Source organism: Pseudomonas yangonensis, assembly GCF_009932725.1.
Classification (GTDB): Bacteria; Pseudomonadota; Gammaproteobacteria; order Pseudomonadales; family Pseudomonadaceae; genus Aquipseudomonas; species Aquipseudomonas yangonensis.
This window is the reverse complement of record NZ_BLJU01000009.1, coordinates 87,488-112,763: the sequence shown is the minus strand read 5'-3', so window position 1 is coordinate 112,763 and position 25,276 is coordinate 87,488. Positions and strand designations below refer to the sequence as shown.

The window sequence follows — 25,276 nt, the reverse complement described above, 5'->3', positions numbered from 1 at the left end:
GCCCGACCGGTGCGAGCCGCGATACTGGCGGCCCCTTGTACCCCGGAACTCGTGTCGATGGCCCCCAAGAAAATCCTCCTGCTCACCTGTCTCTGCCTGAGTCTGGCCGCCTGCGGCGGGGTCGACCCCAACTCGCCGTTGGGCAAGCGTCAGGCCTTGTTCAAGGAGATGCTCAAGGTCAGCGAGGATCTGGGTGGCATGCTGCGCAATCGCATTCCCTACGACGAGGCCGCCTTCATCAGTGGCGCCGCCGAGCTCGATAGACTGTCGCGCGAGCCCTGGCAGCATTTCCCCTCGGTGGCCGACGACGAGCGCAGCAAGGCCAGCCCGGAAGTCTGGCAGCGCCAGGAGCAGTTTCAGAAAATGGCGCGCGATCTGGAGCAGGCCACCGCTGCACTGGTGCAGGCGACGACCACGCCGCCGCTACGCCGCTCCGAGCTGGAGCCTGCGGTGCAGGCTGTGGAGGATAGCTGCGAAGCCTGCCACAAGGCGTTCCGCGCTTACTGATCGACGCTTGCTTCGGCTTCGGCCTGCTGCAGTTCGGCGCGTGCTTCGGCCAGCTTGGCCTGACGCTTGGCGATCTTTTCCTGGTCGCCGGTGCCCATGGCTTCGCGCAGATCCTTTTCGCGCTCCTGCACTTCCTCGCGCGCTTCCTTGACGCTGGCCAGGCGCTCCTCATGCAGCGAAGCGTCGTCGCAATGGGCGTCGACGTTACCCAGTGCGCGCCGGAGCCCATCCAGTTCCCTGCTGTTGCCGCTCTGCTGCGCGGCTTCGATCTTCTCCTGAAGCACCTGGCGTTTGACGGCGCAGCCGTCTTCACCGTCGGCGGCCAGCAGGGGGGTGACATTCAGGTTGGCGGCCAGCAGCAGGCCGAACAAAGCGGTTTGGCGAATCATGGTCTGTCCTCTTTAGGTCTCTTTCGAAGTGACCCTGGCGGTTGCGCGAGGTTCGACCGGATTGCGTCATTGGCTGATCTGGATCAACCGCGCGGTGCCTGTCGCGCTGTTTCGAAGCCGGCAACGCCGGCCCGCTGCAGCCGCTCGCCCAGGCGCTGGACTTCGGGGTGAGCGAAAAAAGCTTGCAGCCGCTCGGCGCTTTTGGGGCCCACCCCGGGTTGCTGCAGCCACTCCGTGTGGCTGCGAGATAGCAGGGCGGGCCAGTCATCTGCGTCGCGCAGCTGCAGGCCAGGTGGTGCTCCGAGTGCCTGCAACCATTGTTGCAGTGGCCGTTGCCGGGCCTGGTCGAAAGCCTGCTGCAGCTGTGCGGCGCGTCCTGGACCGATGCCGGGCAGTTGCTGCAGACGTGCGCTGTCGAACTCCAGCCAATCGAGCAGGCCATCCAGTTGCTCGCGGGCCAGCAGCGTATTCCAGGTGCCTGCTCCGATGCCGGGCAGATTCAGGCCCTGCTTGCCGGCGAGCCAGTTAAGACGTGCCAGAAACTGCTGCCGGCATTCGACACTCGGTCGCCAGCAGCTCAAGGCGTGGTATTGATCGGGGTCGGGCGCGCGCACCGCTGCACGCTCCGGGCTGCGCCAGATCACCTGATCGAGACGCGGGATGGTCAGGCCGGCCAGACGTATCGACACCTGATCGCCCGGGCGTATATCCAGTTTTTCCCAGGCTTGCAGCGAGCCGAGGGATACGCGGCTGATACGGCGTTCGTCGAGATCGACCGGCTGCAGGCGCAGGATCGGCGTGATGCGCCCGATGCGGCCAATGCTGAAATCCACCGTCTGTACCACTGCCAGCGCCTGGCTGGCCGGGTATTTCCAGGCGATCGCCCAATGTGGCGCTTCGGCCTGCCAGCGCTCGCCGGACGGGCGTGCGCCCTGGCGCAGCACCACCCCATCGCTGGCGAACGGCTGCGGCTGATCGAACCAGTGCTGGCGCCACTGCCTGGCTTGCTCGGCGCTGCGTATCGGCTTGCTGTAGTGCCGGCTGTCGCCGAAGCCCAGAGCCTGCAACCTGCTCAGGCGTTCGTCCATGCTCGCCGGCCCGTCCGGCCAGTCCCAGACGAACAGGCCGATGGCCCTGCTCTGCTGTTCGTCAAGCGACTGTCGTGCCATCAGTCCGGCCACCTTGCCGCGAGCCCCCTGGCTGCCATCGCGGCTTTGGACATGGTCATTCAGGCGCCAGTAAAGCTCGCCCTGCAGCACGGCGTCGAGCGGCTCGGGCAGTTGCGTCGGTACGCCTGGCAGCTGTCTGGCGCGGGCCGTCCAATCCTGCCCGAGGCGCCCGTCACCGCGGCTGATGGCCTGCTGCAGCATGCCGTTGCGGTAGACCAGGGTGACTGCGACGCCGTCGACCTTGGGCTGAATCCACAGGTCGTCGCGGCTGGCGATCCATTCGTTCACTGCGGCCTCGTGCAGTTTGCGCAGGCCGGTTTGAGTCACCGGATGAGCGAGCTTGCCGGTACTGCCAGTCAGCGGGTCAGGCAGGTTGTTCAGGGCGTTTGGAAAGCACCGATGCCACGACTGCAGACGCTCGCGAGCCTGATCGTAGATTTCGTCGGCGACCAGTGAACGGCCCTGGTTGTGGTAGGCGTCGTCCCATTGCGCGACTTGCCGGGAGAGTGCGCCCAGTTCCATCGCTGCGCGCGTATCGGCCCAGTCAGGGCAGGGCTCGGCCAGCGCGGTCAGCGGGAGCAGGAGGAGCAGGATCGGAGCGAGTTTCATTGCGGAGCTTCCTTGCCCAGAGTACCCGCTCAGCCTAGCAGGCCTGCATCGAGTGTTCGAACCGTCGATATGAACGGCTTCACGCGGCGACTCGGTTTCGCTTGTGGCTGTCTGGGGCGGGTGATAGATTGCCGCGCCTTTTCCCACCCCCAAACAAATGGATTTGCCCGGCGGGGGCGCATGGACAGCCGGGCCTCAACCCTTAGAGGTCTTCACAATGCGTATTGCTTCCGTTGCCTGTTTCGCCGTTCTGGCCTTCGCTTGCCTGTCTTCCCTCGCTGCCGAAGTCGATTCGCTCCAGGCCAAATGCCAGGAGCAGATGGCTGCCAATCAGGACGGTCTGGCTCAGCTCAAGCAGTTGGCAGCGCTGGCTGGCAACGACAAGGCCACTGAAAACCTGGCAGCGCTCGATGGCGGTTGCGAGCGCCTGGCCGCCGAGGCCGATGCCTCCAGTCAGGCTGCTACCCCCGACCAGCTCAGTGCTACCAAGGAGACGCTCAAGGGCCTGAGTTCGATGTTCGGCAAATAAGCCTTCCAGGCAGAAAAAAGCCCCGCCAGATCGCTCTAGCGGGGCTTTTTCGTTTTCAGGGACTTACAGGCCGGCAGCGGCGCGCAGGTCGGCAGCCTTGTCGGTGCGCTCCCAGGTGAAGGTGCTGAAGCTGTCGTTGCCGACGGTCTTGGACTGGGGCGTACGGCCGAAGTGGCCGTAGGCAGCGGTGTCCTGATACATCGGGTGCAGCAGGTCGAGCATCTTGGTGATGGCGTAGGGGCGCAGGTCGAACACTTCACGCACCAGCTGAATGATCTTGTCTTCGGCGATCTTGTGGGTGCCGAAGGTGTTGATCGAGATGGAGGTCGGCTGGGCCACGCCGATGGCGTAGGACACCTGGATCTCGCAGCGTTCGGCCAGGCCGGCACCGACGATGTTCTTGGCCACGTAGCGGCCGGCGTAGGCAGCGCTGCGGTCGACCTTGGACGGGTCCTTGCCGGAGAAGGCGCCGCCGCCGTGACGGGCCATGCCGCCGTAGCTGTCGACGATGATCTTGCGCCCGGTCAGGCCGCAGTCGCCCACCGGGCCGCCGATGATGAACTGGCCGGTCGGGTTGATGTGGAACTGGGTGTCCTTGTGCAGCAGCTCGGCCGGCAGCACGTGCTTGACGATCAGTTCCATCACGCCGTCGCGCAGGTCATCGTATTTCACTTCCGGGTTGTGCTGGGTGGACAGCACGACCGCGTCGATGGCCGCTACCTTGCCATTCTCGTAGCGGCAGGTGACCTGGCTCTTGGCATCCGGGCGCAGCCACGGCAGCAGACCGGACTTGCGCGCCTCGGCCTGACGCTCGACCAGGCGGTGCGAGAAGCAGATCGGCGCCGGCATCAGTACGTCGGTTTCGTTGCTGGCGTAACCGAACATCAGGCCCTGGTCGCCAGCGCCCTGGTCTTCCGGCTTGGCGCGGTCGACGCCCTGGTTGATGTCCGGGGACTGCTTGCCAATGATGTTGAGCACGCCGCAGGTGGCGCCGTCGAAGCCGACGTCGCTGCTGGTGTAGCCGATATCGCAGATCACGTCGCGGACGATCTGCTCCAGGTCGACCCAGGCGCTGGTGGTCACCTCGCCGGCAACGATGGCCACGCCGGTCTTGACCAGGGTTTCCACGGCCACGCGGGCGTGCTTGTCCTGGGCGATGATGGCGTCGAGCACCGCATCGGAGATCTGGTCGGCGATCTTGTCCGGATGCCCCTCGGACACGGACTCGGAGGTAAACAGGGAATATTCGCTCATCTATCGGTTCCTTTCTTGCCGGAGGCTGAAGGCGCTGTGCGCATCGGGTTTGGCAAAGTGCCGTAATTGAATCTGAAAGCCGTTTTTCAGGCCTATGTACAGGCTTTCGCCGGGCGTCAGGCCAGCGGCCGTCGCCCAGCGTGCCAGGTCTTCCTGTTCGAAGCCCAGCCACAGGTCGCCGCAGGCTTCGCGCGCCCAGCTCTGGTCATGGCTGCACAATTCGCTGAGCAACAGACTGCCGCCAGGGGCGACCAGCCCGGCCAGCTTGCGAAAGGCCTCGGCCGGCGTGGCGAAGTGGTGCAGCACCATGTTCAGCACCACGCAGTCTGCGGGCTGCTGTTCGTCCTGCAGCGCATCGGCCAGTTTCAGCTCGACGTTATGCAGGCCCTCGGCAGCGCAACGCTGGCTGGCCAGTTCGAGCATAGCCGGGCTGTTGTCCAGTGCCGTGACCTGGGCGAAACGCCGCGCCAGTTCGGGCAGGAAGGCGCCGTCGCCCGGGCCGATTTCCAGCGCCGTGGCGCCTGGCGCGAAATGCAGCGCATCGAGCAGGGCCAGCAGGCTGTCGCGGTACTGCGGCAGGCCTGCGATCAGGTCCTGCTGGGCCTGGAAACTGGTGGCCATGCGTGCGAAGAAGTCGCGGCTGACGGTGGCGCGCTGCTGATGCACGGTGGCGATGCGCGCTTGCACGTCGCCGGGCAGCGGCAGTTCGTCGATGTCGTCCAGCAGGGCAGCATGCAGGCGGCCATTGGGCAGGGCACGACGGTAGAAAATGGCATTGCCCTCGCGGCGCGTCGCCACCAGCCCGGCCTGGGCCAGCACCTTGAGGTGGTGGCTCATGCCCGACTGGCCAATGGCGAAGATCTGCGCCAGCTCCAGCACACCGAACGAGTCGTTGCTCAGCGCACGCAGCACGTTCAGGCGCAGCGCATCGCCACCGGCCTTGCACAGGGCGGCGAGCTCGTCGCAGGGGTCGAATTGCAGCTGGGGTGCGCGCAGGGTCATGGTGGCGCAGTCTAGTCGGTCATTTTTCATACAGCAACACCAATATCAAAAAGTTTTGATATTGGATCCGGCTTGCCCAGGAGTCTGGCTCAGTTCCAGGAAGGCGGCGGGCGCCGGGCTCAGGCCGGCGCCGAGGCGCCACAACACATGCAGGTCGCGCTCGATGTGCAGGTCCTGCACTGGCAGATGGCGTAATTCGCCGGTGGCCAGTTCGCGCTCTACCACGCGTTGCGACAACCAGGCGATGCCCAGATGGTCGGCCAGCAGGCGCTTGAGCGCCTCGGTGCTGCCGATGGCCATGCCGGCACGGGGCTCCAGGCCGTGTGCCAGATAGGCCTGCTCGATGCTGACGCGTGCGCCGGAGCCAGGCTCGCGCATGTACAGCGGATAGGCCTGGAGGCTTTCGGCTTTCAGTTCGCTGCTGCCGGCCAGCGGATGACGGGGCGATACCACTGGCAGCAGGGCGTCACGTGCCAGCAGGCGGTGCGCGTAGTCATCGCGTGCGAACGGCCCTTCGACGAAGCCCAGGCTGATGCGGCCCTCGTCCAGTTGCCTGGTCACGACATCGGTGTTGCTCACTTCCAGGCTGACGAATATCTGCGGATGCATGGCGCGAAAGCGGGTGAGCAGGGGTGGCAGCAGGTAGGCGCCGAGCGTGGCGCTGGCGCCCAGGTGCAGTTCGCCCTGCTCGAGTTGGGCGAAATCGCGCAGGTCGCGTTCGGCCGCGCGCTCCAGACTGAAGATGCGCTGGGCATAGTCGAGCAGGCGCAGGCCGCCCTCGGTCAGTTGCACGCCACGAGGCAGGCGGTCGAACAGGCGCAGGTCGAGGCTCGCTTCCAGGTCACGAATCTCGCGCGTCACCGCAGGCTGGCTGATATGCAGGCGCTCGGCGCCGGCGCTGATGCTGCCGGCTTCGGCGACCGCGAGAAAGACCTTGAGGTGGTGCAGGTTCATGGCCATGGCATAGATAAAAGGTATGAGAATGATGCTAAATATGTATTTTTAATATGGCAAGCCTGTTCTTAACCTTGCGCCGTCACTTGTCACGGGACCACCCGATTCATGCTGCGCCCTTTCACTCGTCTGCCCGAGCCTCAGGCTGTCATTCGTCACTTCACTCCCCACTGGTTCGCCATGATCATGGGTACCGGCGTGCTGGCGTTGGTAATCGCCCACCTGCCCTGGCGCATGCCGGAGCTGATGCTGCTCGCCGAAGGGCTGTGGTTCGTGGCTGCCGGGCTGTTCGCCCTGTTCAGCATCTTGTTCGTGCTGCGCCTGATGCTGTTTCGCGAAACCGTCTGGCCGATGCTGCTGCATCCGGTGCAGTCGATGTTTCTCGGGGCCATCCCCATGGGCTTGGCGGTGCTGATCAAGGGCCTGCTGCTGTTCGGCGTGCCGCGCTGGGGTGAGGGCGTCTATGCGCTGGCCCACCTTTTGTGGTGGCTGGATGCGGCATTGGCGCTGCTGGGGGCGCTGGTGGTGCCCTATTTGATGTTCACCCGACAGCATCACGCGCTGGAGAAACTTACCGCGGTCTGGCTGCTACCGATCGTCGCACCCGAGGTGTCTGCCAGCGCGGCGGGTACGCTGGCGCCACACCTGGCTGCCGAGGCTGCGCAGCAACTGCTGGTGGCCGGTTTCGTGCTGTGGGGAGTATCGCTGTCGCTGGCCTTCTCGCTGATCACTCTGGTGCTGCTGCGCCTGGCGCTGCACAAGCTGCCGGATACCGATTTCGCTGCCACCAGCTGGCTGCCGCTGGGGCCGCTGGCTACCGGCTGCCTCGGGCTGCTCAGCATGGGCCAGGCCGCGCCCGCGGCCTTCGCCGGCACGCCGCTGGTCAGCGCCGCCGAGTTGGCGCGGGATCTCGGCCTGATCGGCGGTTTGGCGCTGTGGGGCGCGGGTTTGTGGTGGCTGGTGATCGCCACGCTGTTCACCCGCCATTACATCCGCGACAACATGCCGTTCAACCTCGGTTGGTGGGGCTTCACCTTTCCGTTGGGGGTGTTTGCCCTGGCCACCTTCGAGTTGCAGGCGGTGACCGGGCTGAGCTTCTTCGCCTTCGTCGGCCTGGTGCTGGCGGTGCAATTGGCGGCGGTGTGGTCGCTGGTGTTCAGTCGCACCCTCGCCGGTATCTGGCATGGCGAGCTGTTTCAGGCACCTTGCCTGGGTGGGCCGGGCAGTCCGGCAGTGAGCGTTCTGAGCGAACAGGCGGGCTGATTTGCTCTCTACAGACCATCTGTCATTGCCCCGCGGGGGCCGGCTGGGCGAAAATGGGCGCCTTTTTCGCCCCCTTCATTCAGAAGCAGCCCCCGTAGGAGATTCAGCGATGCCCAGCCGTCGTGAGCGAGCCAATGCCATTCGTGCCCTCAGCATGGATGCTGTGCAGAAAGCCAACAGCGGCCACCCCGGTGCCCCCATGGGCATGGCGGACATCGCCGAAGTGCTGTGGCGCGATTACCTGAAGCACAACCCGGCCAACCCGAATTTTGCCGACCGTGACCGCTTCGTGCTGTCCAACGGCCACGGCTCGATGCTGATCTATTCGCTGCTGCACCTGACCGGCTACGACCTGTCGATCGACGACCTGAAGAACTTCCGCCAGCTGCACAGCAAGACCCCCGGGCACCCGGAGTTCGGTTATGCGCCAGGCGTCGAGACCACCACTGGCCCGCTCGGCCAGGGCATCGCCAACGCCGTGGGCTTCGCTCTGGCGGAAAAGATCATGGCAGCGCAGTTCAACCGCGACGGCCACAAGATCGTCGATCACCACACCTATGTGTTCCTCGGCGACGGCTGCATGATGGAAGGCATCAGTCATGAAGTCTGCTCGCTGGCCGGCACCCTGGGCCTGGGCAAGCTGATCGCCTTCTATGACGACAACGGCATCTCCATCGACGGTGAAGTACATGGCTGGTTCACCGATGACACCCCGGCACGCTTCGAAGCCTACGGCTGGCAGGTGATCCGCAACGTCGACGGCCACGATGCCGACGAAATCAAGATGGCTATCGACACCGCGCGCAAATCCGGCGACCGTCCGACGCTGATCTGCTGCAAGACCATCATCGGCTTCGGCTCGCCGAACAAGCAGGGCAAGGAAGAGTCCCACGGCGCCGCCCTGGGCCATGACGAAATCGCCCTGACCCGCGCGGCTCTGAATTGGCATCATGCGCCGTTCGAAATTCCTGCCGACATCTACGCCGAGTGGGATGCCAAGGAGGCCGGCCTGGCTGTCGAAGCCGACTGGGATCAGCGCTTCGCCGCCTACTCTGCCGCCTACCCTGAACTGGCCAACGAATTCATCCGCCGCATGGCGGGCGAGCTGCCGGCCGATTTCTCCGCCAAGGCCAGCGAGTTCATTCGCGCCGTGGCCGAGAAGGGCGAAACCATCGCCAGCCGCAAGGCCAGCCAGAACTGCCTGAACGCCTTCGGTCCGCTGCTGCCCGAGCTGCTTGGTGGTTCGGCCGACCTCGCCGGTTCCAACCTGACCCTGTGGAAGGGCTGCAAGCCGGTAGTCGCCGAGGATGCCTCGGGCAACTACATGTACTACGGCGTACGTGAATTCGGCATGAGCGCGATCATGAACGGCGTGGCCCTGCACGGCGGCCTGATCCCCTACGGCGCGACCTTCCTGATGTTCATGGAATACGCGCGCAACGCGGTGCGCATGTCGGCGCTGATGAAACAGCGCGTGCTCTACGTGTTCACCCACGATTCCATCGGCCTCGGTGAAGACGGCCCGACCCACCAGCCGGTGGAGCAGCTGACCAGCCTGCGCACCACGCCGAACCTGGACACCTGGCGCCCGGCGGATACCGTCGAAGCCGCGGTGGCCTGGAAGTGCGCGATCGAGCGCAAGGATGGCCCAAGCGCGCTGATCTTCTCCCGCCAGAACCTGCCGCATAACCTGCGCGATCACGAAACCGAAGCGGCCATCAGTCGTGGTGGTTATGTCCTCAAGGACTGCGCTGGCGAACCGGAGCTGATTCTGATCGCCACCGGTTCGGAAGTCGGCCTGGCCATCCAGGCCGCTGACAAGCTGAGCGAGCGGGGCCGCAAGGTGCGCGTCGTGTCGATGCCTTCGACCAACGTGTTCGACCAGCAGGACGCCGCCTACAAGCAGTCCGTGCTGCCGCTGCAGGTCACCGCGCGTATCGCCATCGAAGCCGCCCATGCCGACTTCTGGTACAAGTACGTGGGCCTCGAAGGTCGCATCATCGGCATGGACACCTACGGTGAGTCGGCCCCTGCCGGCCAGCTGTTCGAACACTTCGGTTTCACCGTCGACAACGTCGTCGGCACTGCCGAAGAGCTGCTCGACGCCTGAGCTAGAGCGACGCCGTAGGGCGGGTGACGCGTTTTTCACCCGCCGTTACACCGCCGGTGGATCGATGAAGCGCGATCCACCCTACGGTTCATACGAGACCGCCCATGTCCAATCGCCCTTACCGCGTCGCCCTCAACGGCTATGGCCGTATTGGCCGCTGTGTGCTGCGTGCGCTGCACGAGCGTGGCAACTCATCGAGCCTGGAAATCGTCGCGCTCAACGACCTGGCCGACCAGGCCAGCGTCGAATACCTGACCCGCTTCGACTCCACCCACGGCCGCTTCCCCGGTGAGGTGAAGGTCGATGGCGACTGCCTGCACATCAATGGTGACTGCGTGAAGGTGTTGCGTCAGAGCGAGCCGGAGGCCATCGACTGGGCGGCGCTGGATATCGACCTGCTGCTCGAATGCTCCGGGCAGTACACCACGCGTGCCGATGCCGAGCGTTTCCTCGATGCCGGTGCGCCGCGGGTCCTGCTGTCGCAGCCGATGGCGAGCGAGGCGGATATCGATGCCACCGTGGTCTTCGGCGTCAATCAGCAGTGCCTGAGCGGTGCCGAACGCCTGGTGTCGAACGCGTCCTGTACCACCAACTGCGGCGTGCCGTTGTTGAAACTTCTCGACGAGGTGGTGGGTCTGGAATACGTCTCCATTACCACCATTCACTCGGCGATGAACGACCAGCCCGTGATCGATGCCTATCACCACGAAGACCTGCGCCGCACGCGCTCGGCTTTTCAGTCCGTGATTCCGGTCTCCACCGGACTGGCCCGTGGTATCGAGCGGCTGCTGCCGGAGCTGGCCGGGCGCATTCAGGCCAAGGCCATTCGCGTGCCGACGGTCAACGTCTCCTGCCTGGACATCACGCTACAGACCGCCCGTGACACCTCGGCAGAAGAGATCAATCGCGTGCTGCGCCTGGCGGCGGAAAGCGGCCCGCTCAAGGGGCTGCTGGCCTACACCGAATTGCCGCATGCCAGCTGCGATTTCAACCACGACCCGCACTCGGCCATCGTCGACGGCAGCCAGACCCGCGTGTCCGGCCCGCGCCTAGTCAACCTGCTGGCCTGGTTCGACAACGAGTGGGGCTTCGCCAACCGCATGCTCGATGTCGCCGAACATTTTCTCGCTGTATCCACTTCCTCCGTACAACCAGCCTCCTTGAAGGACTGACCTATGACCGTTCTGAAGATGACCGACCTTGACCTCAATGGTAAGCGCGTGCTGATCCGCGAAGACCTCAACGTCCCGGTGAAGGACGGTGTGGTCAAGAGCGACGCGCGTATCCTCGCTTCGCTGCCGACCATCAAGCTGGCGCTGGAAAAAGGCGCAGCCGTGCTGGTTTGCTCGCATCTGGGGCGCCCGGAAGAGGGTGTCTACAGCGAGGAAGACAGCCTGGCTCCGGTCGCCGCCTACCTGAGCAAGGCCCTTGGCCGTGAAGTACCGCTGGTCAAGGACTACCTCGGCGGTGTCGAGGTCAAGGCCGGTGAGCTGGTGCTGCTGGAGAACGTGCGTTTCAACAAGGGCGAGAAGAAGAACAGCGACGAGTTGGCCCAGCAGTATGCTGCCCTGTGCGACGTCTTCGTGATGGACGCTTTCGGCACCGCCCACCGGGCTCAGGGGTCGACCCATGGCGTGGCCAAGTTCGCCAAGGTCGCCTGCGCCGGCCCGCTGCTGGCTGCCGAGCTGGACGCACTGGGCAAGGCGCTGGACAAGCCGGCCCGTCCGATGCTGGCCATCGTCGCCGGCTCCAAGGTGTCGACCAAGCTGGACGTGCTCAACTCGCTGGCGGACATCTGCGATTCGCTGATCGTCGGTGGCGGCATCGCCAACACCTTCCTCGCGGCTGCCGGCCTGCCGGTGGGCAAGTCGCTGTACGAAGCCGACCTGGTCGAGACTGCCAAGGCCATCGCAGCCAAGGTCAGCGTACCGCTGCCGGTCGATGTGGTGGTGGCCAAGGCCTTCGCCGAAGATGCCGAAGCCACCGTCAAGGCGGTCAAGGACGTGGCTGAAGACGACATGATCCTCGACATCGGCCCGCAGACGGCCAAGCAGTTCGCCGAAATGCTCAAGGCCTCGCAGACCATCCTGTGGAACGGCCCGGTCGGCGTGTTCGAGTTCGACCAGTTCGGCAACGGCACCAAGGCCCTGGCCCAGGCCATCGCCGAGAGCCCGGCGTTCTCCATCGCCGGCGGCGGCGACACCCTGGCGGCCATCGACAAGTACGGCGTGGCCGAGAAGATTTCCTATATTTCCACCGGTGGCGGTGCTTTCCTTGAGTTCGTCGAGGGCAAGGTACTGCCGGCCGTGGAAGTGCTGGAGCAGCGCGCACAATAACGGCGAGCCAGGGTGATGGGTGTCACCCAGCGCCCCGGCTGATTAAACCCTGACGCGAACGGGTGGTCTGTAGAAAACCGGATCATCGTACAAGGAGTCGTGTCATGGACAAGTTAGCCGCATTGAGCGTGATTGGTATGTTGCTGGCCGGTTGTGCCGGCGGTGGTCGGGAAGCGGCCTGCGAGGTATTCAGCCCGGCGCAGATCGAAACCCCGACCACTCAGGATGATCAGCGTGTCGAGGAAAGCACCGGCCAGCCTACTGGCCCGGCGCCGGAACAGCGCTGCTGACGAGGAGAGGTAATTGAGCGGGATCAAACTGGCGGGGCTCGCTGCCATCGCCCTGCTGCTGGCAGCCTGCAGCAACCAGCCGGCCGCGCCGGATCAGTGGAATCGCTGGGTATGCGACAGCCAGGCCGAAGTCCAGTGGCGCTTCGCCAATGGCAGCTTCGATCAGGTGGACGTGCGCCTGGGCGGGGACGATATCGTCTATCGCCTGACTCAGGAGCCGGCCGCCTCCGGCGCGCTTTACAGTGACGGGCGTCTGTCCTTCCATACCAAGGGGGAGGAAGGCCTAGTCTACTGGACGGCTACCGATGACCTGATAGGTCGCGGCTGCAAGGCTCCGTAATACCCTCGGCTTTGCCGAGACGAGAGCTGGGCTGAGCCCAGACTCGACGAAACTTGAACAACGCCTGCCCCTGCGGCAGGCTTGCACGATCAACGACCTCCAAACCGGGAGACAGAAACACCATGGCACTTATCAGCATGCGCCAGATGCTCGACCACGCCGCCGAATTCGGCTACGGCGTGCCGGCCTTCAACGTCAACAACCTCGAGCAGATGCGCGCCATCATGGAAGCCGCCGACAAGACCGATTCGCCGGTCATCGTCCAGGCCTCCGCTGGTGCCCGCAAGTACGCCGGTGCGCCGTTCCTGCGCCACCTGATCCTGGCTGCCATCGAAGAATTCCCGCACATTCCGGTGTGCATGCACCAGGACCACGGCACCAGCCCGGACGTGTGCCAGCGCTCGATCCAGCTGGGCTTTTCCTCGGTGATGATGGATGGTTCGCTGAAGGAAGACGGCAAGACCCCGGCCGATTACGAGTACAACGTCCGCGTAACCCAGCAGACCGTGGCCTTCGCTCACGCCTGCGGCGTTTCCGTGGAAGGTGAACTGGGTTGCCTGGGCAGCCTTGAAACCGGCATGGCTGGTGAAGAAGATGGCGTCGGCGCCGAGGGCGTGCTCGATCACAGCCAACTGCTGACCGATCCGGAAGAAGCCGCGGACTTCGTCAAGAAGACCCAGGTCGATGCCCTGGCCATCGCCATCGGCACCAGCCACGGCGCCTACAAGTTCACCAAGCCGCCAACCGGCGATGTGCTCTCCATTGAGCGCATCAAGGAAATCCACAAGCGCATCCCCAACACCCACCTGGTGATGCATGGGTCTTCGTCCGTTCCTCAGGAGTGGCTGAAGGTGATCAACGAGTTCGGCGGCGACATCAAGGAAACCTATGGTGTGCCGGTCGAGGAAATCGTCGAGGGCATCAAGCACGGCGTGCGCAAGGTCAACATCGACACCGACCTGCGCCTGGCCTCCACTGGTGCCATCCGCCGCATGATGGCCGAGCATCCGAGCGAGTTCGACCCGCGCAAGTTCTTCGCCAAGACCATCGTCGCCATGCGTGACATCTGCATCGCCCGCTACGAAGCCTTCGGCACCGCTGGCAATGCCTCCAAGATCAAGCCGATCTCCCTGGAAGGCATGTTCCAGCGCTACGCCAGCGGCGAGCTGAACGCCAAGGTCAACTAAGCCCGCGCGCTACACGGAAAACGCCGCGGCTCCTCACGGAGTCGCGGCGTTTTTTATGGCGTGCGTTCAGGTCGCGTCAGTTCGCTGCACCAACCAGCGAGCGGTGTTCGATCTTGAGCAGATCGAAGCGCGCGGCGCCGGCTTCGGTTTCATACCCGGTGTTGTCCTGGGTGTAGACCCCGGCCTTGAAGTACAGCGGTTTGACCGCCCAGGTCGGCTCCACTCGGGTGTTCCAGTTGATGCTGTTGAGGCTGACGGCCAGGGTGCCGTCCGGTTTCAGGTTGATCACGTAGCGAAACGGCTGGTTCAGACGGATGCCGCTGGCGATGTTCACCACCTGGATCTCCGAGGTTGGCGTCACACGGACCTTGGCGACGATATTGCCGTCGGCGGTCTTGGTCTTGTACTGGTACTCCAGCTTGAGCAGCGGCTCGGAACTCTTGAAGGCATGAATCTGGCCGATGACGATCTTGCCGGTGGACGGCACCTGGCTGACGCTCAGTGAAGCACGCAGGAAATTGTCCGACTCCGGATAGGTCCAGTTGCGCAGGCGACCGTCGGCGTAGGTTTCGCGCAGTTCGGTGCGGGGGTACTTCGCGCTCTCGGTCGTGGTGCCATTGACCGGTGCCCAGAAGAAGATGGCGCCCTCCTTGGACTGGAAATAGTGATCCTGGTAACCACCGGCCAGAACGCCGGTCTCGATGGTGGTCGCGGGGACGCCGACTGGAACGCTGAGATTCCACATGGCGAGTTCGATCATGTTCAAAAGCTCCTGAAAAAGGAAACTTCAGTCGGGGGCACATCTCATCCAGGAGTCAGTAACGGCTTACTTGGCGTTCCAGCCGGTGACGCGCGAGCTAGAAGGGTGGCAGGGCTGCCTTCACGAGCAGCGAGTGCGCTCGTGGCGCGCTTTATAACGGCAATCGGGGCGAAAGCGTGATAGCCGTTTGTCGGCTTATTGGCGTCAATTTAAAGTCATTATCATTGGCGCTTTCGATCCACTGCGCAGCCCCGAAAATGCGAGGAAAGAGGCGATGTCCGGCACAGGTAAAACCCTGTAAAACACCCGGAACATAACGGCCGGTAGGGTGCGCCATAATCCGGGCACTGTCGTTCCGGGAACTGTTCTCCATGTCCAGCAAGCCGCGCCTGTTGCTCGCTTTCGTCCTCGCCGTGTTGCTGGCTTCGCTGCTTGCCTCGATCTTCCAGACCCAGACCAACCTCGCCGCCCTGCAAGCGCTGGGCGCACCGATGCCGCTGGATGTACGCGTTGGCACCACTTGCCTCGACCTGCTCGGCTTCGCTCCCACCTTCATCCTGCTCAGTGCGCTGGGCTTTCTTGTCGCACTGCCGATGGCCGCCTGGTTCGCCCGGCGTATACCCACGCTGCGCTGGCTGATCTTTGTGCTGGCGGGCGCGGCGGCAATCTGGTCTGCGCTGGCGCTGGCCAACGCCTTAGCGCCAATGCCGACGCTGATCGCCGCTGATCGCAGCACGATCGGCACGCTAGGACTGATGGCCTGCGGCAGCGTCGGTGCGCTGCTGTTCGGCCTGCTCGGCCGGCGTGTGCGCTATCGGACGCAGCCGACTTCCTCCGACTCCCTGTGACAAGGCGTGGCCCATGTTGAGAAGTAAGCGCGCGCTATTGCTTGGCGCCCTGTTGGTCAGTACGCCTTCGCTGGCGCTGGATTACCGTATCGAAACCTTCAGCGAAGGTCTGGAGCACCCCTGGGCGATGGCTTTCCTGCCGGATGGCCGTCTGCTGGTCACCGAACGCGTCGGGCGCCTGCGCATCATCGAAGCCGATGGCAGTGTCGACCCGGAACCCGTCGCCGGCTTACCCGAAGCCTTTAGCGCTGCCCAGGCGGGGCTGATGGAAGTGGCGCTGGACCCGGATTACGCCGACAACCGCTGGCTGTACCTGACCTACGCGCACGGCACGCAGGAGGCCAACAACACGCGTCTGGCCCGTGCCCGCCTGGTGGACGACGAGCTGCACGACTTCGAGGTCCTGTTCACCGCCCAGCCGCTCAAGGAGGGTGCTTCGCACTACGGCGGGCGTATAGCCTTCCTGGCCGACAAGACCCTGGTGCTCACGTTGGGCGACGGCTTCGACTGGCGCGAGGAGGCGCAGAATCCGGCCAATCATCTCGGCAAGATCGTGCGGCTGAACCGCGACGGCAGCGTGCCGCCGGACAACCCGATGGTTGGGAAGCCCGGCGCCGCCGCCGAGATCTACAGTCTGGGTCATCGCAACGTGCAGGGCATCGTCTTCGATGCCGAGAGTGGCCGCCTGTACAGCCATGAACACGGCCCGCGTGGCGGCGACGAACTCAACCTGATCGAGGCTGGTAACAACTACGGCTGGCCGCTGGTGACCTTCGGTATCGATTACACCGGTGCGCGGGTCAGCCCCTACACCGAGTTGCCGGGGCTGACCGCCCCCCTGCTGCACTGGACGCCATCGGTGGCGCCGTCGAGCCTGACGCTGTATCGCGGCGAGCTGTTCCCCGACTGGCAGGGCGACCTGTTCGCCGCCACCCTGGCCGAACGCAGCGTACGCCGTATCCGTGTGCGCGACGGCATGCTGGCCGGTGAGGAGGTGCTGTTTGAAGAGCTGGACGAGCGCATTCGCGACGTGCGCAGCGGACCGGACGGCGCCCTCTACCTGCTCACCGACAACCCGCAGGGGCGCCTGTTGCGTGTGCTGCCCAGCGAGTAGGGCGCTATCCGTTACACTGGCGGTCCTGATGAACAAGGGACCTGAGCGGTGAAGTATCTACAGGGTTATCCGGTGGCCGTGCAGCAGCAGGTGCGCCAGTTGATTGCCGATGATCGGCTGGGTGATTACCTGGCCCAGCGCTATCCGGGTCGCCACGAGGTTCAGAGCGACAAGGCACTGTACGGCTACGTGATGGCCCTCAAGCAGGAGCACCTGAAGAACGCACCGGCGATCGACAAGGTGCTCTATGACGCCCGCCTCGATCTCACCCACAGGGCGCTGGGGCTGCATACGGCGATCTCGCGGGTGCACGGCGGCAGGCTCAAGGCCAAGAAGGAGATTCGCGTCGCCTCGCTGTTTCGCGACGCCGCGCCGGCCTTTCTGCAGATGATCGTGGTGCACGAGCTGGCGCACCTGAAGGAGGCCGAGCACAACAAGGCCTTCTACAAGCTTTGCGATCACATGTTGCCGGGCTATGCGCAGATCGAGTTCGACCTGCGCATGTACCTGACCTGGCGCGAGATGACGGCGGGCGGTTGAAGCGCAGGCGCGCCTGCCCGCTAGCAGGCCGTTGAAAAACGTAGGCGAGGCAGCCAATGCAATACCGATGGCGGCCCCGCAAAAACAGGCGAAAAAGCGGAGTTTACGAGCTGTAAATGAGCATTTTGATCGGACTCGCGCACGAGCCTGTTTTTAACGCAGCAGTGGCAACGCAGATAGTTTTTCAACAGCCTGCTAGCCGTGCAGGCGTACGTTGAGCTGGTCAACCACCGGCGCCCAGTCGGCGTCTTCGAGAATCTCGTCGCGCAGCAGCGCTGCCTGTGCCGGCGTCCAGAACGGGGCCTCGGACAGCTTGCATGCGTCCGGCAGAGGCGAATGGGTGCTGATGAAGGCGTTGATGCTGGCCGGATCGTCGGGCAGGCCAAGCTGCTTGAACAGGGCGGGCAGGCTGTGGACGGGGTTTTCCATGGCGGGCTCTCCAAACGTAGGGTTCATCGATAATTACCCAACCGAGGCTCGGATAGTTCCCTTCATTCGGCTGCCAGCACTTCGAATACCTGCTGCCTATTGCCCATGGGCAGGGTGATTTCGTCACCCGGACGTTTGCCGAGCAGCAGACGGCCCAGCGGCGCGGCATTGCCCAGTACCTGAACGCTCTGCCCGGCCTGCTGCAGCTTCATGCTGGCGCCCTGCGGGCCGAGAAACAGCCACTGCTCATGGCCGTCTTCGCTAGCCAGCTGAATCAGTGCACCCAGTTCGATGCCCTGCGCCTCGTCGAATGGCCGCGGGCGCAACTGGCGCCAGGTGATCAGGGTCTGGCGCAGTTCTTCGACCCGGCGTGCCTGGCCGCTGGCCAGATAAGCGGCCTCCAGGCCCAGGGTGTCGTATTTGTTTTCGGCGACGTTCTCCTCATGGGTGGCCGCTTCGTGAGCGGTGAGAGCGGCGAGGCTGGCCTGCTCGAGGTCGGCCTGCAGATGGGTGAGCACGTCGTGCAGCAGCAGATTTTTGTCCATGGTGCGCTATTTGGGCGGTGACGGGATGGGGCAGGCCCCCGTTCAGGGATGCGCGGTTGCCAGTTGCACGCGGTTGCGCCCGGCGGCCTTGGCTTGGTACATCGCGGCGTCGGCCAGGCGGATCAGCGTGGTGGCATCGTCGCCGCCGCGACTCAGGGCGATACCGATGCTGGCGCCGACACGCACGGCACGATTTTCCAGATACATCGGTGTGTCCAGCCCTTCCAGCAGGCGCTTGGCCAGGTCGTGGGCGTCTTCGGCCGATTGCACATTCTCGCAGACCACCACGAACTCGTCGCCGCCCAGGCGGGCCGGCAGGTCGGCATCGCGGATGTACTGACGTAGACGCTCGGCGATCTCGGCCAGTACCAGGTCGCCAAAGCCGTGGCCGTGCTGGTCGTTGATCGGTTTGAACCCGTCCAGGTCGATTAGCATCACCGCCAGCAGTTCGTTGCGACGCAGGCTGCGCGCCAGCGCCTGATCCAGATGCTGCTGCAGGGCAGTACGGTTGGCCAGGCCGGTCAAGGGGTCCTGCAACGCCAGTTCGCTGAGGCGCTGGTTGGCCTGCTCCAGCGCCAGGGTGCGTTCGGTGACGCGTTTGGCCAGGACCTGCTCGTTGAGCTGCAGCGCCGCCTCGCGCTGGCGCTTGAGTTCGTTGAAGCGCGCGGCCAGGGCGAAGGACAGCAGGATCATCTCGAGCCCCGAGCCGATCTGCATGGCGTACAGGGTGATGAAGTTCGACGGAATCAGGGCGAAGTTACGCAGCGCCAGCAGCACCGCACCCGTCAGCAACATCAGCCAGGCCAGGGCGAACAGGCGCGCACCGGGCACGCGGTAACCGACGCAGACGAAGCTGGTGACCAGCAGCGTCAGGGTGGCGATCAGGCCGGTCACCGACATCAGCTGCAAGGCGCGCTGCACCGGTAGCAGCAGCGTGGCCAATACAGCGGTGCCGATGGCCATGCACAACATCAGCAGGACCCGGTCCCAGCGCGGCAGCCACTGGCGGGTATCGAGGAAGCTGCGGGCGAAGATCACCGACAGCAGCGCCGCCGAGGTCAGGCTGACCGGCAACATGCGATTGCTCCAGGGCGCGGCGTCGGACCACAGGTACTGCGCGCCAAGGCCGTTGAGCGACAGTACGCTGAGGGCGAAGGCGAACATGAACAGCACGTAGTTGAGGAAGGGCCGTTCGCGCAGGGCGAGAAACAGCAGCAGGTTGTACAGGCCCAGCGCGATCAGCACGCCGAAGTAGATGGCGTGCACCAGATAGCCATTCTGACTGTGCTGCTCGAAATCGCGCGAAGACATCAGCGCACCGCTGAGGGTCATGCTGCCGCGCGAGTCGACGCGCAGGTACAGCGTGCGCTGCTCGCCAGGTTGCAGGGTGATCTCGAATACCGGGTAGCGATGGCCGACGGCGCGCTCGGCGTAGGGCACGGTATCGCCGCTGCGTGACTCGCGCACGCCATCGGCGCCGATATCGTACAGGCGTACCTCATCCAGTGAGGCGTAGTTCAGTTCCAGGCGCCAGATGCGCGTTTGCTGAGCGTCCGATTGCAGTTCCAGACGCAACCAGATCACCCCCGGCACGTAGCCGAAGCTCAGATCGCGACGTTTCAGTGAGGACTCAAATGGCGCGTCGGCGGCGCGCACGTCGTCCAGGCTCAGCGTGCCCTGTGGGTCGGCGAGAAAATCCACCAGGCCGTAGAGATCCTGTGGCGCGCTGACTTCGTTCAGGCGCGTGGCGGCGAAGGAGAGCTGGCTGGTTAGAAGCAGACAGCACACCAGCAGCAGACCCGGCAACGAGACCGGAAAGGCAGGGGCGGCGTGTCGGTTAGCTGGCATGGGCAAGGCCTGGGATATAGGCGTCCTTAAATAGTGGCAGAAAGCCGCATTGAGCTGCTAGTGGCGATCCTTCTGCAGGTGTGCCGCCAGGGTGCGCAGCGGTGCGAGCTGGCGGCAGATCAGCGCCAGCTGCGTCTGCACCAGGCGCTGCCGTTCATCGACGTCATCGGCGATCTGCTCCAGGCTCTGCGCCAGGGCCTGTTCCTCGTCGCTGTGAATGACCAGCGGCTGCTCGCCACGCAGGCCGGTGGCGATTTCATCGAGGCTGCTCGCCAGCGCTTCGGCCTGTGCCAGCAGTTGTGCCTGGACCGCCTGCGGTAACTGTTCCCCGCGGTGCGCGCCGAGCGCAGAGAGGTAGCTAAGCAGGGTGTGCGACAGCACCAGGAAGCGAAAGCCGAGGTCGGCATCCTTACGGAAGTGGCCCGGCTCCATCAGCATGTTGCCGAGGGTGGTGGACAGGGCCGCGTCGGCGTTGTGCGCGTTGCGCCGGGCCAGACGGTAGCCGAGGTCGTCACGTTTGCCGCGGGCGTACTGGGCGATGATCTGCCGCAGGTAGGCGCTGTTGCAGCTCAGCGTGCCGGCGAGCATGCGGCCCAGGCGCCGCCCCTGCCAGTCCGGCAGGATCAGGAATACCGCCAGCCCGGCGATCAGGCTGCCGAGCAGGGTGTCGACCAGGCGTGGCAGGAACAGGCCGTAGCCATCACCGACCTGGTTGAAGCAGAACAGCACCAGCAGGGTGATCGCCGCAGTGGCCAGGGTGTAGCGCGTGCTGCGCGTGGCGAAGAAGGCGACCCCGGCGACCACGGCGAACAGCGCCTGGACGCGCGGATCGGGGAACAGATCGAACAGCGCCCAGCCGAGCCCCAGACCGACCAGGGTACCGACGATACGCTGCACCAGCTTCAGGCGCGTGGCACCGTAGTTCGGCTGGCAGACGAACAGGGTGGTCAGCAGAATCCAGTAGCCCTGGGTCGGGTGAATCAGATGTAGCAGGCCGTAACCGGCGGCCAGGGCGATGGACAGGCGCAGAGCGTGGCGAAACAGCAGCGAGGTGGGCGTCAGTTGCTGGCCGATGCGCTCGGCCACTTCACGCAGTGAATGCGGCTCGCGATCGAGCAGGCTGCTGTCCTGTTCGTCGGCCAGGGCATCGGGGTTGCTGGCATTGCCCAGCAGCAGGTCGAGGCTGGCGAGGTTGCCGGCCAGTGCGCCGAGCGAGCGCAGCAGGCGGCGCCAGGCCGGGTTGCTCTGCAGATGCAGATGGTCCAGCGAGGCATGCAGATCTTCCAGCGCCTGGCTGCACAGCTCGCGGTATTCGAAGGGCTGGCGCAGTTCGATGGCGCTGCCCAGGCGTTCGCAGGCTTCGCCGTGCAGGCGCAGCAAGCGCTGGCAGCGAAACAGTACGTCGCTGTGGAAGAAGGCCTCGGCCAGTTCGTTGTAGGGGTAGTGCGAGGAGCTGGCGCGTTCGTGAATGTCCTGGGCGAGGAAGTACAGCTTCAGGTAGCGATTGACCTTGGGCCCGGGACGGCCATTGCCGACCCGGTGCAGGATGATCTCCTTGGCCGCGTTGAGCGCCGATACCACGCGTCCGTTCTGCTGCGCCAACTCCAGGCGGCGCTGCTCGACATCCAGCTGGCGCACGGGTTCGAACAGTGCCGCCTTGAGCTTGAGGTACTTGCCCAGCTCGCGAAACAGCCGGGCCAGGCTTTGCTGCACCGGCTGGTGGGTGAACAGGCCATGCCAGATCACCGACAGCAGGCCGTACCATGCGGCGCCGGCGACCAGCAGCAGGGGCTCCAGCCACAGGCCGGCGACGCCGCCGCGCTGCTCGACGCCGATCATGCTGTACACGGCGAGGATCAGCGTGCCGGAGCCGAGCGTGGCGAAACGCTCGCCCAGGGCGCCGAGCAGGGTCAGGCAAAAGGTCGACAGCGCCAGGGCGATGACGAACAGCCAGGGGTAGGGAAACAGAAACTCCACCGCGTAGGCCGCCGCGCTGAAGCAGGCCAGGGTCACCAGCACCGCACCGAGGCGACCCTGCCAGCTGTCATCGGTCTCGGTCAGGGCGCTGGCGATGATGCCGAGAAACAGGGGGATCAGTCCGTGCATCCAGCCTTGCCACCAACACAGCGCGAGGGCTCCGGTCAGGGCGATGAGCACCCGCAGGCTGGCGCTGAATTTGTCCAGCGCCCAGAGACGGCGCAGCGATTGGCGAAGGCGGGGACGGGGCATAAACGACCTGGTTGAAGTAGAGATGAGCAGCCTACCGGAACTGAATGACCGCTGGGTATCCATATGCACCCAATAGCCATGCCTGGCGCCTCGCTTCACCGCTCGTACATGCCCTGTAGCACATCCGGTTGCCCGGTCGAGGGAGTCGCAGGAGGCCTGGACTATGCTCAGTAAGGTCCCGCTGCCACATCTTCGGTACCACCGCGGGCCTGGGAGTCGAACGTGTCACCTGGCTGGTTGCGTCTGTGTCTGTGCGCTCTGATCCTCTGCGGATCGGTGGGGGTGAGTGCGGCGCCGGGCGCAGTGGTGCGCTTGCAGGTGGATGGCGTGATCGGCCCGGCCAGTGCCGATTATCTGGTGCGCGGCCTGGCCAGGGCGGTGGACGAAGGCGCCCAGCTGGTGGTGATCGAGATCGACACCCCCGGCGGCCTGGACAGCGCCATGCGCGCCATCATCAAGGCGATTCTCGCCAGCCCCGTTCCGGTCGCGACGCACGTCGCACCCGGAGGTGCGCGGGCGGCCAGCGCCGGCACCTACATCCTCTACGCCAGCCATGTGGCCGCCATGGCTCCGGGGACCAATCTCGGCGCCGCCACGCCAGTGGCCATCGGCATGCCGGGCTCGCCAGGCAAGCCCGAGGGCGACGGCAAGGGCGAGACGAACAAACCGACACAAGGCGAAAAGGGCTCGGACGACGCTATGACCGCCAAGCAGGTCAATGACGCCGCGGCCTACATCCGCGGGCTGGCCAATATGCGCGGACGCAACGCCGAATGGGCCGAACAGGCGGTGCGCGAAGCCGTCAGTCTGTCAGCCGAGGAGGCGCTGGAACGCCAGGTGATCGACTACCTGGCCGCTGATACCACCGACTTGTTGCGCCAGCTGGATGGCAAGACCCTGCAGGCGGCAGGCGTCGAGCAGACCCTGGCTACGGCTGGCGCGCCGCTGATCAGCCATGCACCGGACTGGCGCACCCGCCTGCTGGCGGTGATCACCAACCCCAGCGTGGCGCTGATCCTGATGATGATCGGCATCTACGGGCTGTTCTTCGAATTCGCCAACCCCGGCAGTGGCGTTGGCGGCGTGCTCGGTGGCATCAGCCTGCTGCTCGCGCTCTACGCCCTGCAATTGCTGCCGGTGAACTACGCCGGCGTGGCGCTGATTCTGCTCGGCATCGCCTTCATCACCGCCGAGGCCTTCCTGCCCAGTTTCGGCGTGCTCGGCATCGGCGGGGTGGTGGCGTTCGTGTTCGGCGGGCTGATCCTCATCGATACCGATGTGCCGGGTTTCGGTATTCCGCTGGCGCTGATCGTCACCCTGGCGCTGATCAGCGCTGCGCTGGTCCTGGCCATCGTCGGCATGGCGCTCAGGGCCAGGCGGTGCCAGCAGGTGGCCGGTGCCAGCGCTCTGGTGGGCAGCCTGGTAGCGGTCGCTGCGGTGCGTGACGACGATCCGCGCGCCGGTTGGGTAGCGCTGCAGGGCGAACGCTGGCAGGTGCGGGGCACCGCGCCATTGCGGCTTGGGCAGCGGGTACGTGTCACGGCGCGCGACGGCGTGCATCTGCAGGTCAGCGCGGTGGATGAACCACCGCCCCAAGGAGGTCACTGATGGGTTTCGAATTGAGCTTCATTTCACTGGCGATCATCGTTCTCGCGCTGCTCGTCTCATCCTTTCGCATCCTGCGGGAATACGAACGTGGCGTGGTGTTCCAGCTCGGCCGCTTCTGGCGGGTCAAGGGCCCGGGGCTGATCCTGATCATCCCCGGCCTGCAACAGATGGTGCGGGTGGACCTGCGCACCATCGTCCTCGACGTACCGCCGCAGGACGTGATCTCCCGCGACAACGTCTCGGTCAAGGTCAACGCGGTGATCTACTTCCGCGTGCTCGATCCGCAGAATGCGATCATCCAGGTCGAGGATTACATGGTCGCCACCAGCCAGCTGGCGCAGACCACGCTGCGCGCGGTGCTCGGCAAGCACGACCTGGACCAGATGCTCGCCGAGCGCGAACAGCTCAACTCCGACATCCAGCAGGTGCTGGATGCACAGACCGACGCCTGGGGCATCAAGGTGGCCAACGTCGAGATCAAGCACGTCGACATCAATGAATCGATGGTGCGCGCCATCGCCCGCCAGGCCGAAGCCGAACGCGAGCGGCGGGCCAAGGTGATCCACGCCGAAGGCGAGCTGCAGGCCTCGGAAAAGCTGATGCAGGCTGCCGAGATCCTCGGCCGGCAGAGCGGCGCCATGCAGCTGCGCTACATGCAGACGCTGAGCAATATCGCCAGCGACAAGAACTCGACCATCGTCTTCCCGCTGCCGGTGGAACTGCTGCGCGGCATCGTCGACCTCAAGGAGCCCAAGGCTTGAGTTTGGAACCGACTGGTTCTAAATTGCGTCCATGACGACACGTGGACGCCCCAAGAGCTTCTGCCCGGACCGGGCCTTGGAAAACGCCATGCAGCTGTTCTGGCAGCGCGGTTATGAGGCCGCATCGCTGCAGGACCTGCAGGCGGCCACCGGGCTGTCCAAGAGCAGCCTGTATCAGACCTACCCGAGCAAGCAGGCCTGGTTCGTCGCGGCGTTCAGCCGCTACGTAGCGCAGCGCCGAGCCTTGTTGCTGGAGCAGCTTGACGCCAACGCCTCGCCGCTGGCCTTCATCCGCGAGCGCCTGCTCAGCGTGCTTGAAGACGATGGTCCCGGTGGCGTGCCGCGTGGCTGCATGCTGGTCAACGTCGCCAATGAATTCTCCCTGTCGGAGCCCGCGCTGGTGCCGGTTTTGCAGCAGGCCACTGCGGGTGTCTGCCAGGTGTTCGAAGAGGCGCTGGCGCGGGCCGTGGCCTGCGGTGAACTGCGCAACGATCAGGACCTCGCGGCCCGGGCCGGCTACTTGCAGTGCGTGATGAGCGGGCTGCGCACGCAGGTGAAATCCGCGATGCCGGCGGACTCGATCCGTGCCACCGTGGCCGTGGTGATGACGAGCCTGGACTGCCAGTGAGCAATCCTACGCTGGTTTTTCTTCGCT

At 64.8% G+C, this 25,276-nt stretch carries 25 protein-coding genes; 15 read left to right on the top strand and 10 right to left on the bottom strand.

The window, feature by feature from the left end:
• Positions 1–57: 57 nt before the first annotated feature.
• Positions 58–507, top strand: a complete 450-nt coding sequence (locus tag GYB81_RS13230) for a c-type cytochrome (RefSeq protein ID WP_161865794.1) — start codon at positions 58–60, stop codon at positions 505–507.
• Here GYB81_RS13230 and GYB81_RS13225 read toward each other — a convergent pair.
• Positions 501–896: a DUF1090 domain-containing protein gene (locus GYB81_RS13225; RefSeq protein ID WP_161865795.1), complete on the bottom strand. Its 396-nt coding sequence runs from the start codon at positions 894–896 to the stop codon at positions 501–503. The genes GYB81_RS13230 and GYB81_RS13225 overlap by 7 nt on opposite strands.
• 83 nt (positions 897–979) lie before the next feature.
• On the bottom strand, positions 980–2,674 hold the full coding sequence (ligB, locus tag GYB81_RS13220; protein ID WP_161865796.1) for an NAD-dependent DNA ligase LigB: 1,695 nt from the start codon (positions 2,672–2,674) through the stop codon (positions 980–982).
• Between the two features lie 217 nt (positions 2,675–2,891).
• Between ligB and GYB81_RS13215 the strand changes: the two genes are divergently transcribed.
• Positions 2,892–3,203 carry a hypothetical protein gene (locus tag GYB81_RS13215; protein WP_161865797.1) on the top strand — a complete coding sequence of 104 codons (312 nt, stop codon included), beginning with the start codon at positions 2,892–2,894 and terminating at the stop codon, positions 3,201–3,203.
• Positions 3,204–3,266: 63 nt separating this feature from the next.
• Here the strand turns inward: GYB81_RS13215 and metK are convergent, their stop codons facing one another.
• Genes metK through GYB81_RS13200 form a run of 3 tightly spaced genes read right to left on the bottom strand, consistent with a single transcriptional unit; the run spans position 3,267 to position 6,413 of the window.
• On the bottom strand, positions 3,267–4,457 hold the full coding sequence (metK, locus tag GYB81_RS13210; RefSeq protein ID WP_161865798.1) for a methionine adenosyltransferase: 1,191 nt from the start codon (positions 4,455–4,457) through the stop codon (positions 3,267–3,269).
• Positions 4,458–5,459: an ArsR/SmtB family transcription factor gene (locus tag GYB81_RS13205; RefSeq protein WP_161865851.1), complete on the bottom strand. Its 1,002-nt coding sequence runs from the start codon at positions 5,457–5,459 to the stop codon at positions 4,458–4,460.
• A gap of 45 nt (positions 5,460–5,504) precedes the next feature.
• Positions 5,505–6,413 (bottom strand): LysR family transcriptional regulator, encoded by a 909-nt coding sequence (locus GYB81_RS13200; protein WP_161865799.1) that lies wholly within the window; start codon positions 6,411–6,413, stop codon positions 5,505–5,507.
• A gap of 108 nt (positions 6,414–6,521) precedes the next feature.
• Here GYB81_RS13200 and GYB81_RS13195 point away from each other — a divergent pair, with 108 nt between their 5' ends.
• The 7 genes from GYB81_RS13195 (at position 6,522) to fba (ending at position 13,939) form a co-directional block, all read left to right on the top strand.
• Positions 6,522–7,676, top strand: coding sequence for a TDT family transporter (locus GYB81_RS13195; RefSeq protein WP_161865800.1), 1,155 nt, complete (start codon positions 6,522–6,524; stop codon positions 7,674–7,676).
• A gap of 109 nt (positions 7,677–7,785) precedes the next feature.
• Positions 7,786–9,786 carry a transketolase gene (tkt, locus tag GYB81_RS13190; protein ID WP_161865801.1) on the top strand — a complete coding sequence of 667 codons (2,001 nt, stop codon included), beginning with the start codon at positions 7,786–7,788 and terminating at the stop codon, positions 9,784–9,786.
• A gap of 104 nt (positions 9,787–9,890) precedes the next feature.
• Positions 9,891–10,958, top strand: coding sequence for an erythrose-4-phosphate dehydrogenase (epd, locus tag GYB81_RS13185; protein WP_161865802.1), 1,068 nt, complete (start codon positions 9,891–9,893; stop codon positions 10,956–10,958).
• Positions 10,959–10,961: 3 nt separating this feature from the next.
• Positions 10,962–12,122: a phosphoglycerate kinase gene (locus GYB81_RS13180; protein WP_161865803.1), complete on the top strand. Its 1,161-nt coding sequence runs from the start codon at positions 10,962–10,964 to the stop codon at positions 12,120–12,122.
• A 104-nt stretch (positions 12,123–12,226) separates the two neighbouring features.
• Positions 12,227–12,412 (top strand): hypothetical protein, encoded by a 186-nt coding sequence (locus GYB81_RS13175; protein ID WP_013713644.1) that lies wholly within the window; start codon positions 12,227–12,229, stop codon positions 12,410–12,412.
• A 13-nt stretch (positions 12,413–12,425) separates the two neighbouring features.
• Entirely contained in the window at positions 12,426–12,752 is a 327-nt protein-coding gene (locus GYB81_RS13170) for an MliC family protein (protein ID WP_161865804.1), read from the top strand.
• A gap of 122 nt (positions 12,753–12,874) precedes the next feature.
• Positions 12,875–13,939, top strand: a complete 1,065-nt coding sequence (fba, locus tag GYB81_RS13165; protein WP_161865805.1) for a class II fructose-bisphosphate aldolase — start codon at positions 12,875–12,877, stop codon at positions 13,937–13,939.
• Between the two features lie 76 nt (positions 13,940–14,015).
• Here fba and GYB81_RS13160 read toward each other — a convergent pair whose 3' ends face one another.
• Positions 14,016–14,699, bottom strand: a complete 684-nt coding sequence (locus tag GYB81_RS13160; protein WP_161865806.1) for a polysaccharide lyase family 7 protein — start codon at positions 14,697–14,699, stop codon at positions 14,016–14,018.
• Positions 14,700–15,070: 371 nt separating this feature from the next.
• Here GYB81_RS13160 and GYB81_RS13155 point away from each other — a divergent pair, with 371 nt between their 5' ends.
• The 3 genes from GYB81_RS13155 to GYB81_RS13145 are packed head-to-tail and all read left to right on the top strand — an operon-like array spanning position 15,071 to position 17,201.
• On the top strand, positions 15,071–15,547 hold the full coding sequence (locus GYB81_RS13155; RefSeq protein ID WP_161865807.1) for a hypothetical protein: 477 nt from the start codon (positions 15,071–15,073) through the stop codon (positions 15,545–15,547).
• Positions 15,548–15,560: 13 nt separating this feature from the next.
• Positions 15,561–16,661 carry a PQQ-dependent sugar dehydrogenase gene (locus GYB81_RS13150; protein ID WP_161865808.1) on the top strand — a complete coding sequence of 367 codons (1,101 nt, stop codon included), beginning with the start codon at positions 15,561–15,563 and terminating at the stop codon, positions 16,659–16,661.
• A 48-nt stretch (positions 16,662–16,709) separates the two neighbouring features.
• Positions 16,710–17,201 (top strand): YgjP-like metallopeptidase domain-containing protein, encoded by a 492-nt coding sequence (locus GYB81_RS13145; protein ID WP_161865809.1) that lies wholly within the window; start codon positions 16,710–16,712, stop codon positions 17,199–17,201.
• A 195-nt stretch (positions 17,202–17,396) separates the two neighbouring features.
• Here GYB81_RS13145 and GYB81_RS13140 read toward each other — a convergent pair whose 3' ends face one another.
• From GYB81_RS13140 to yccS, 4 genes are all read right to left on the bottom strand, one after another.
• A complete protein-coding gene (locus tag GYB81_RS13140; protein WP_161865810.1) occupies positions 17,397–17,630 on the bottom strand; it encodes a DUF2789 domain-containing protein in 234 nt (77 codons plus the stop codon).
• Between the two features lie 62 nt (positions 17,631–17,692).
• Positions 17,693–18,175, bottom strand: a complete 483-nt coding sequence (locus GYB81_RS13135) for a GreA/GreB family elongation factor (protein WP_161865811.1) — start codon at positions 18,173–18,175, stop codon at positions 17,693–17,695.
• 42 nt (positions 18,176–18,217) lie between these two features.
• Positions 18,218–20,023, bottom strand: a complete 1,806-nt coding sequence (locus tag GYB81_RS13130) for a diguanylate cyclase (protein WP_161865812.1) — start codon at positions 20,021–20,023, stop codon at positions 18,218–18,220.
• 57 nt (positions 20,024–20,080) lie between these two features.
• Positions 20,081–22,252, bottom strand: coding sequence for a YccS family putative transporter (gene yccS, locus GYB81_RS13125; RefSeq protein ID WP_161865813.1), 2,172 nt, complete (start codon positions 22,250–22,252; stop codon positions 20,081–20,083).
• Positions 22,253–22,474: 222 nt separating this feature from the next.
• Between yccS and GYB81_RS13120 the strand changes: the two genes are divergently transcribed.
• The 3 genes from GYB81_RS13120 (at position 22,475) to GYB81_RS13110 (ending at position 25,249) form a co-directional block, all read left to right on the top strand.
• Positions 22,475–23,860, top strand: a complete 1,386-nt coding sequence (locus GYB81_RS13120; RefSeq protein WP_161865814.1) for an NfeD family protein — start codon at positions 22,475–22,477, stop codon at positions 23,858–23,860.
• Positions 23,860–24,621: a slipin family protein gene (locus GYB81_RS13115; protein ID WP_024306571.1), complete on the top strand. Its 762-nt coding sequence runs from the start codon at positions 23,860–23,862 to the stop codon at positions 24,619–24,621. Before GYB81_RS13120 ends, GYB81_RS13115 begins: the two co-directional genes overlap by 1 nt.
• Before the next feature lie 88 nt (positions 24,622–24,709).
• The gene (locus GYB81_RS13110) at positions 24,710–25,249 is read left to right on the top strand and encodes a TetR/AcrR family transcriptional regulator (protein ID WP_161865815.1); all 540 of its coding nucleotides are present in this window, start codon (positions 24,710–24,712) and stop codon (positions 25,247–25,249) included.
• Positions 25,250–25,276 lie beyond the last annotated feature (27 nt).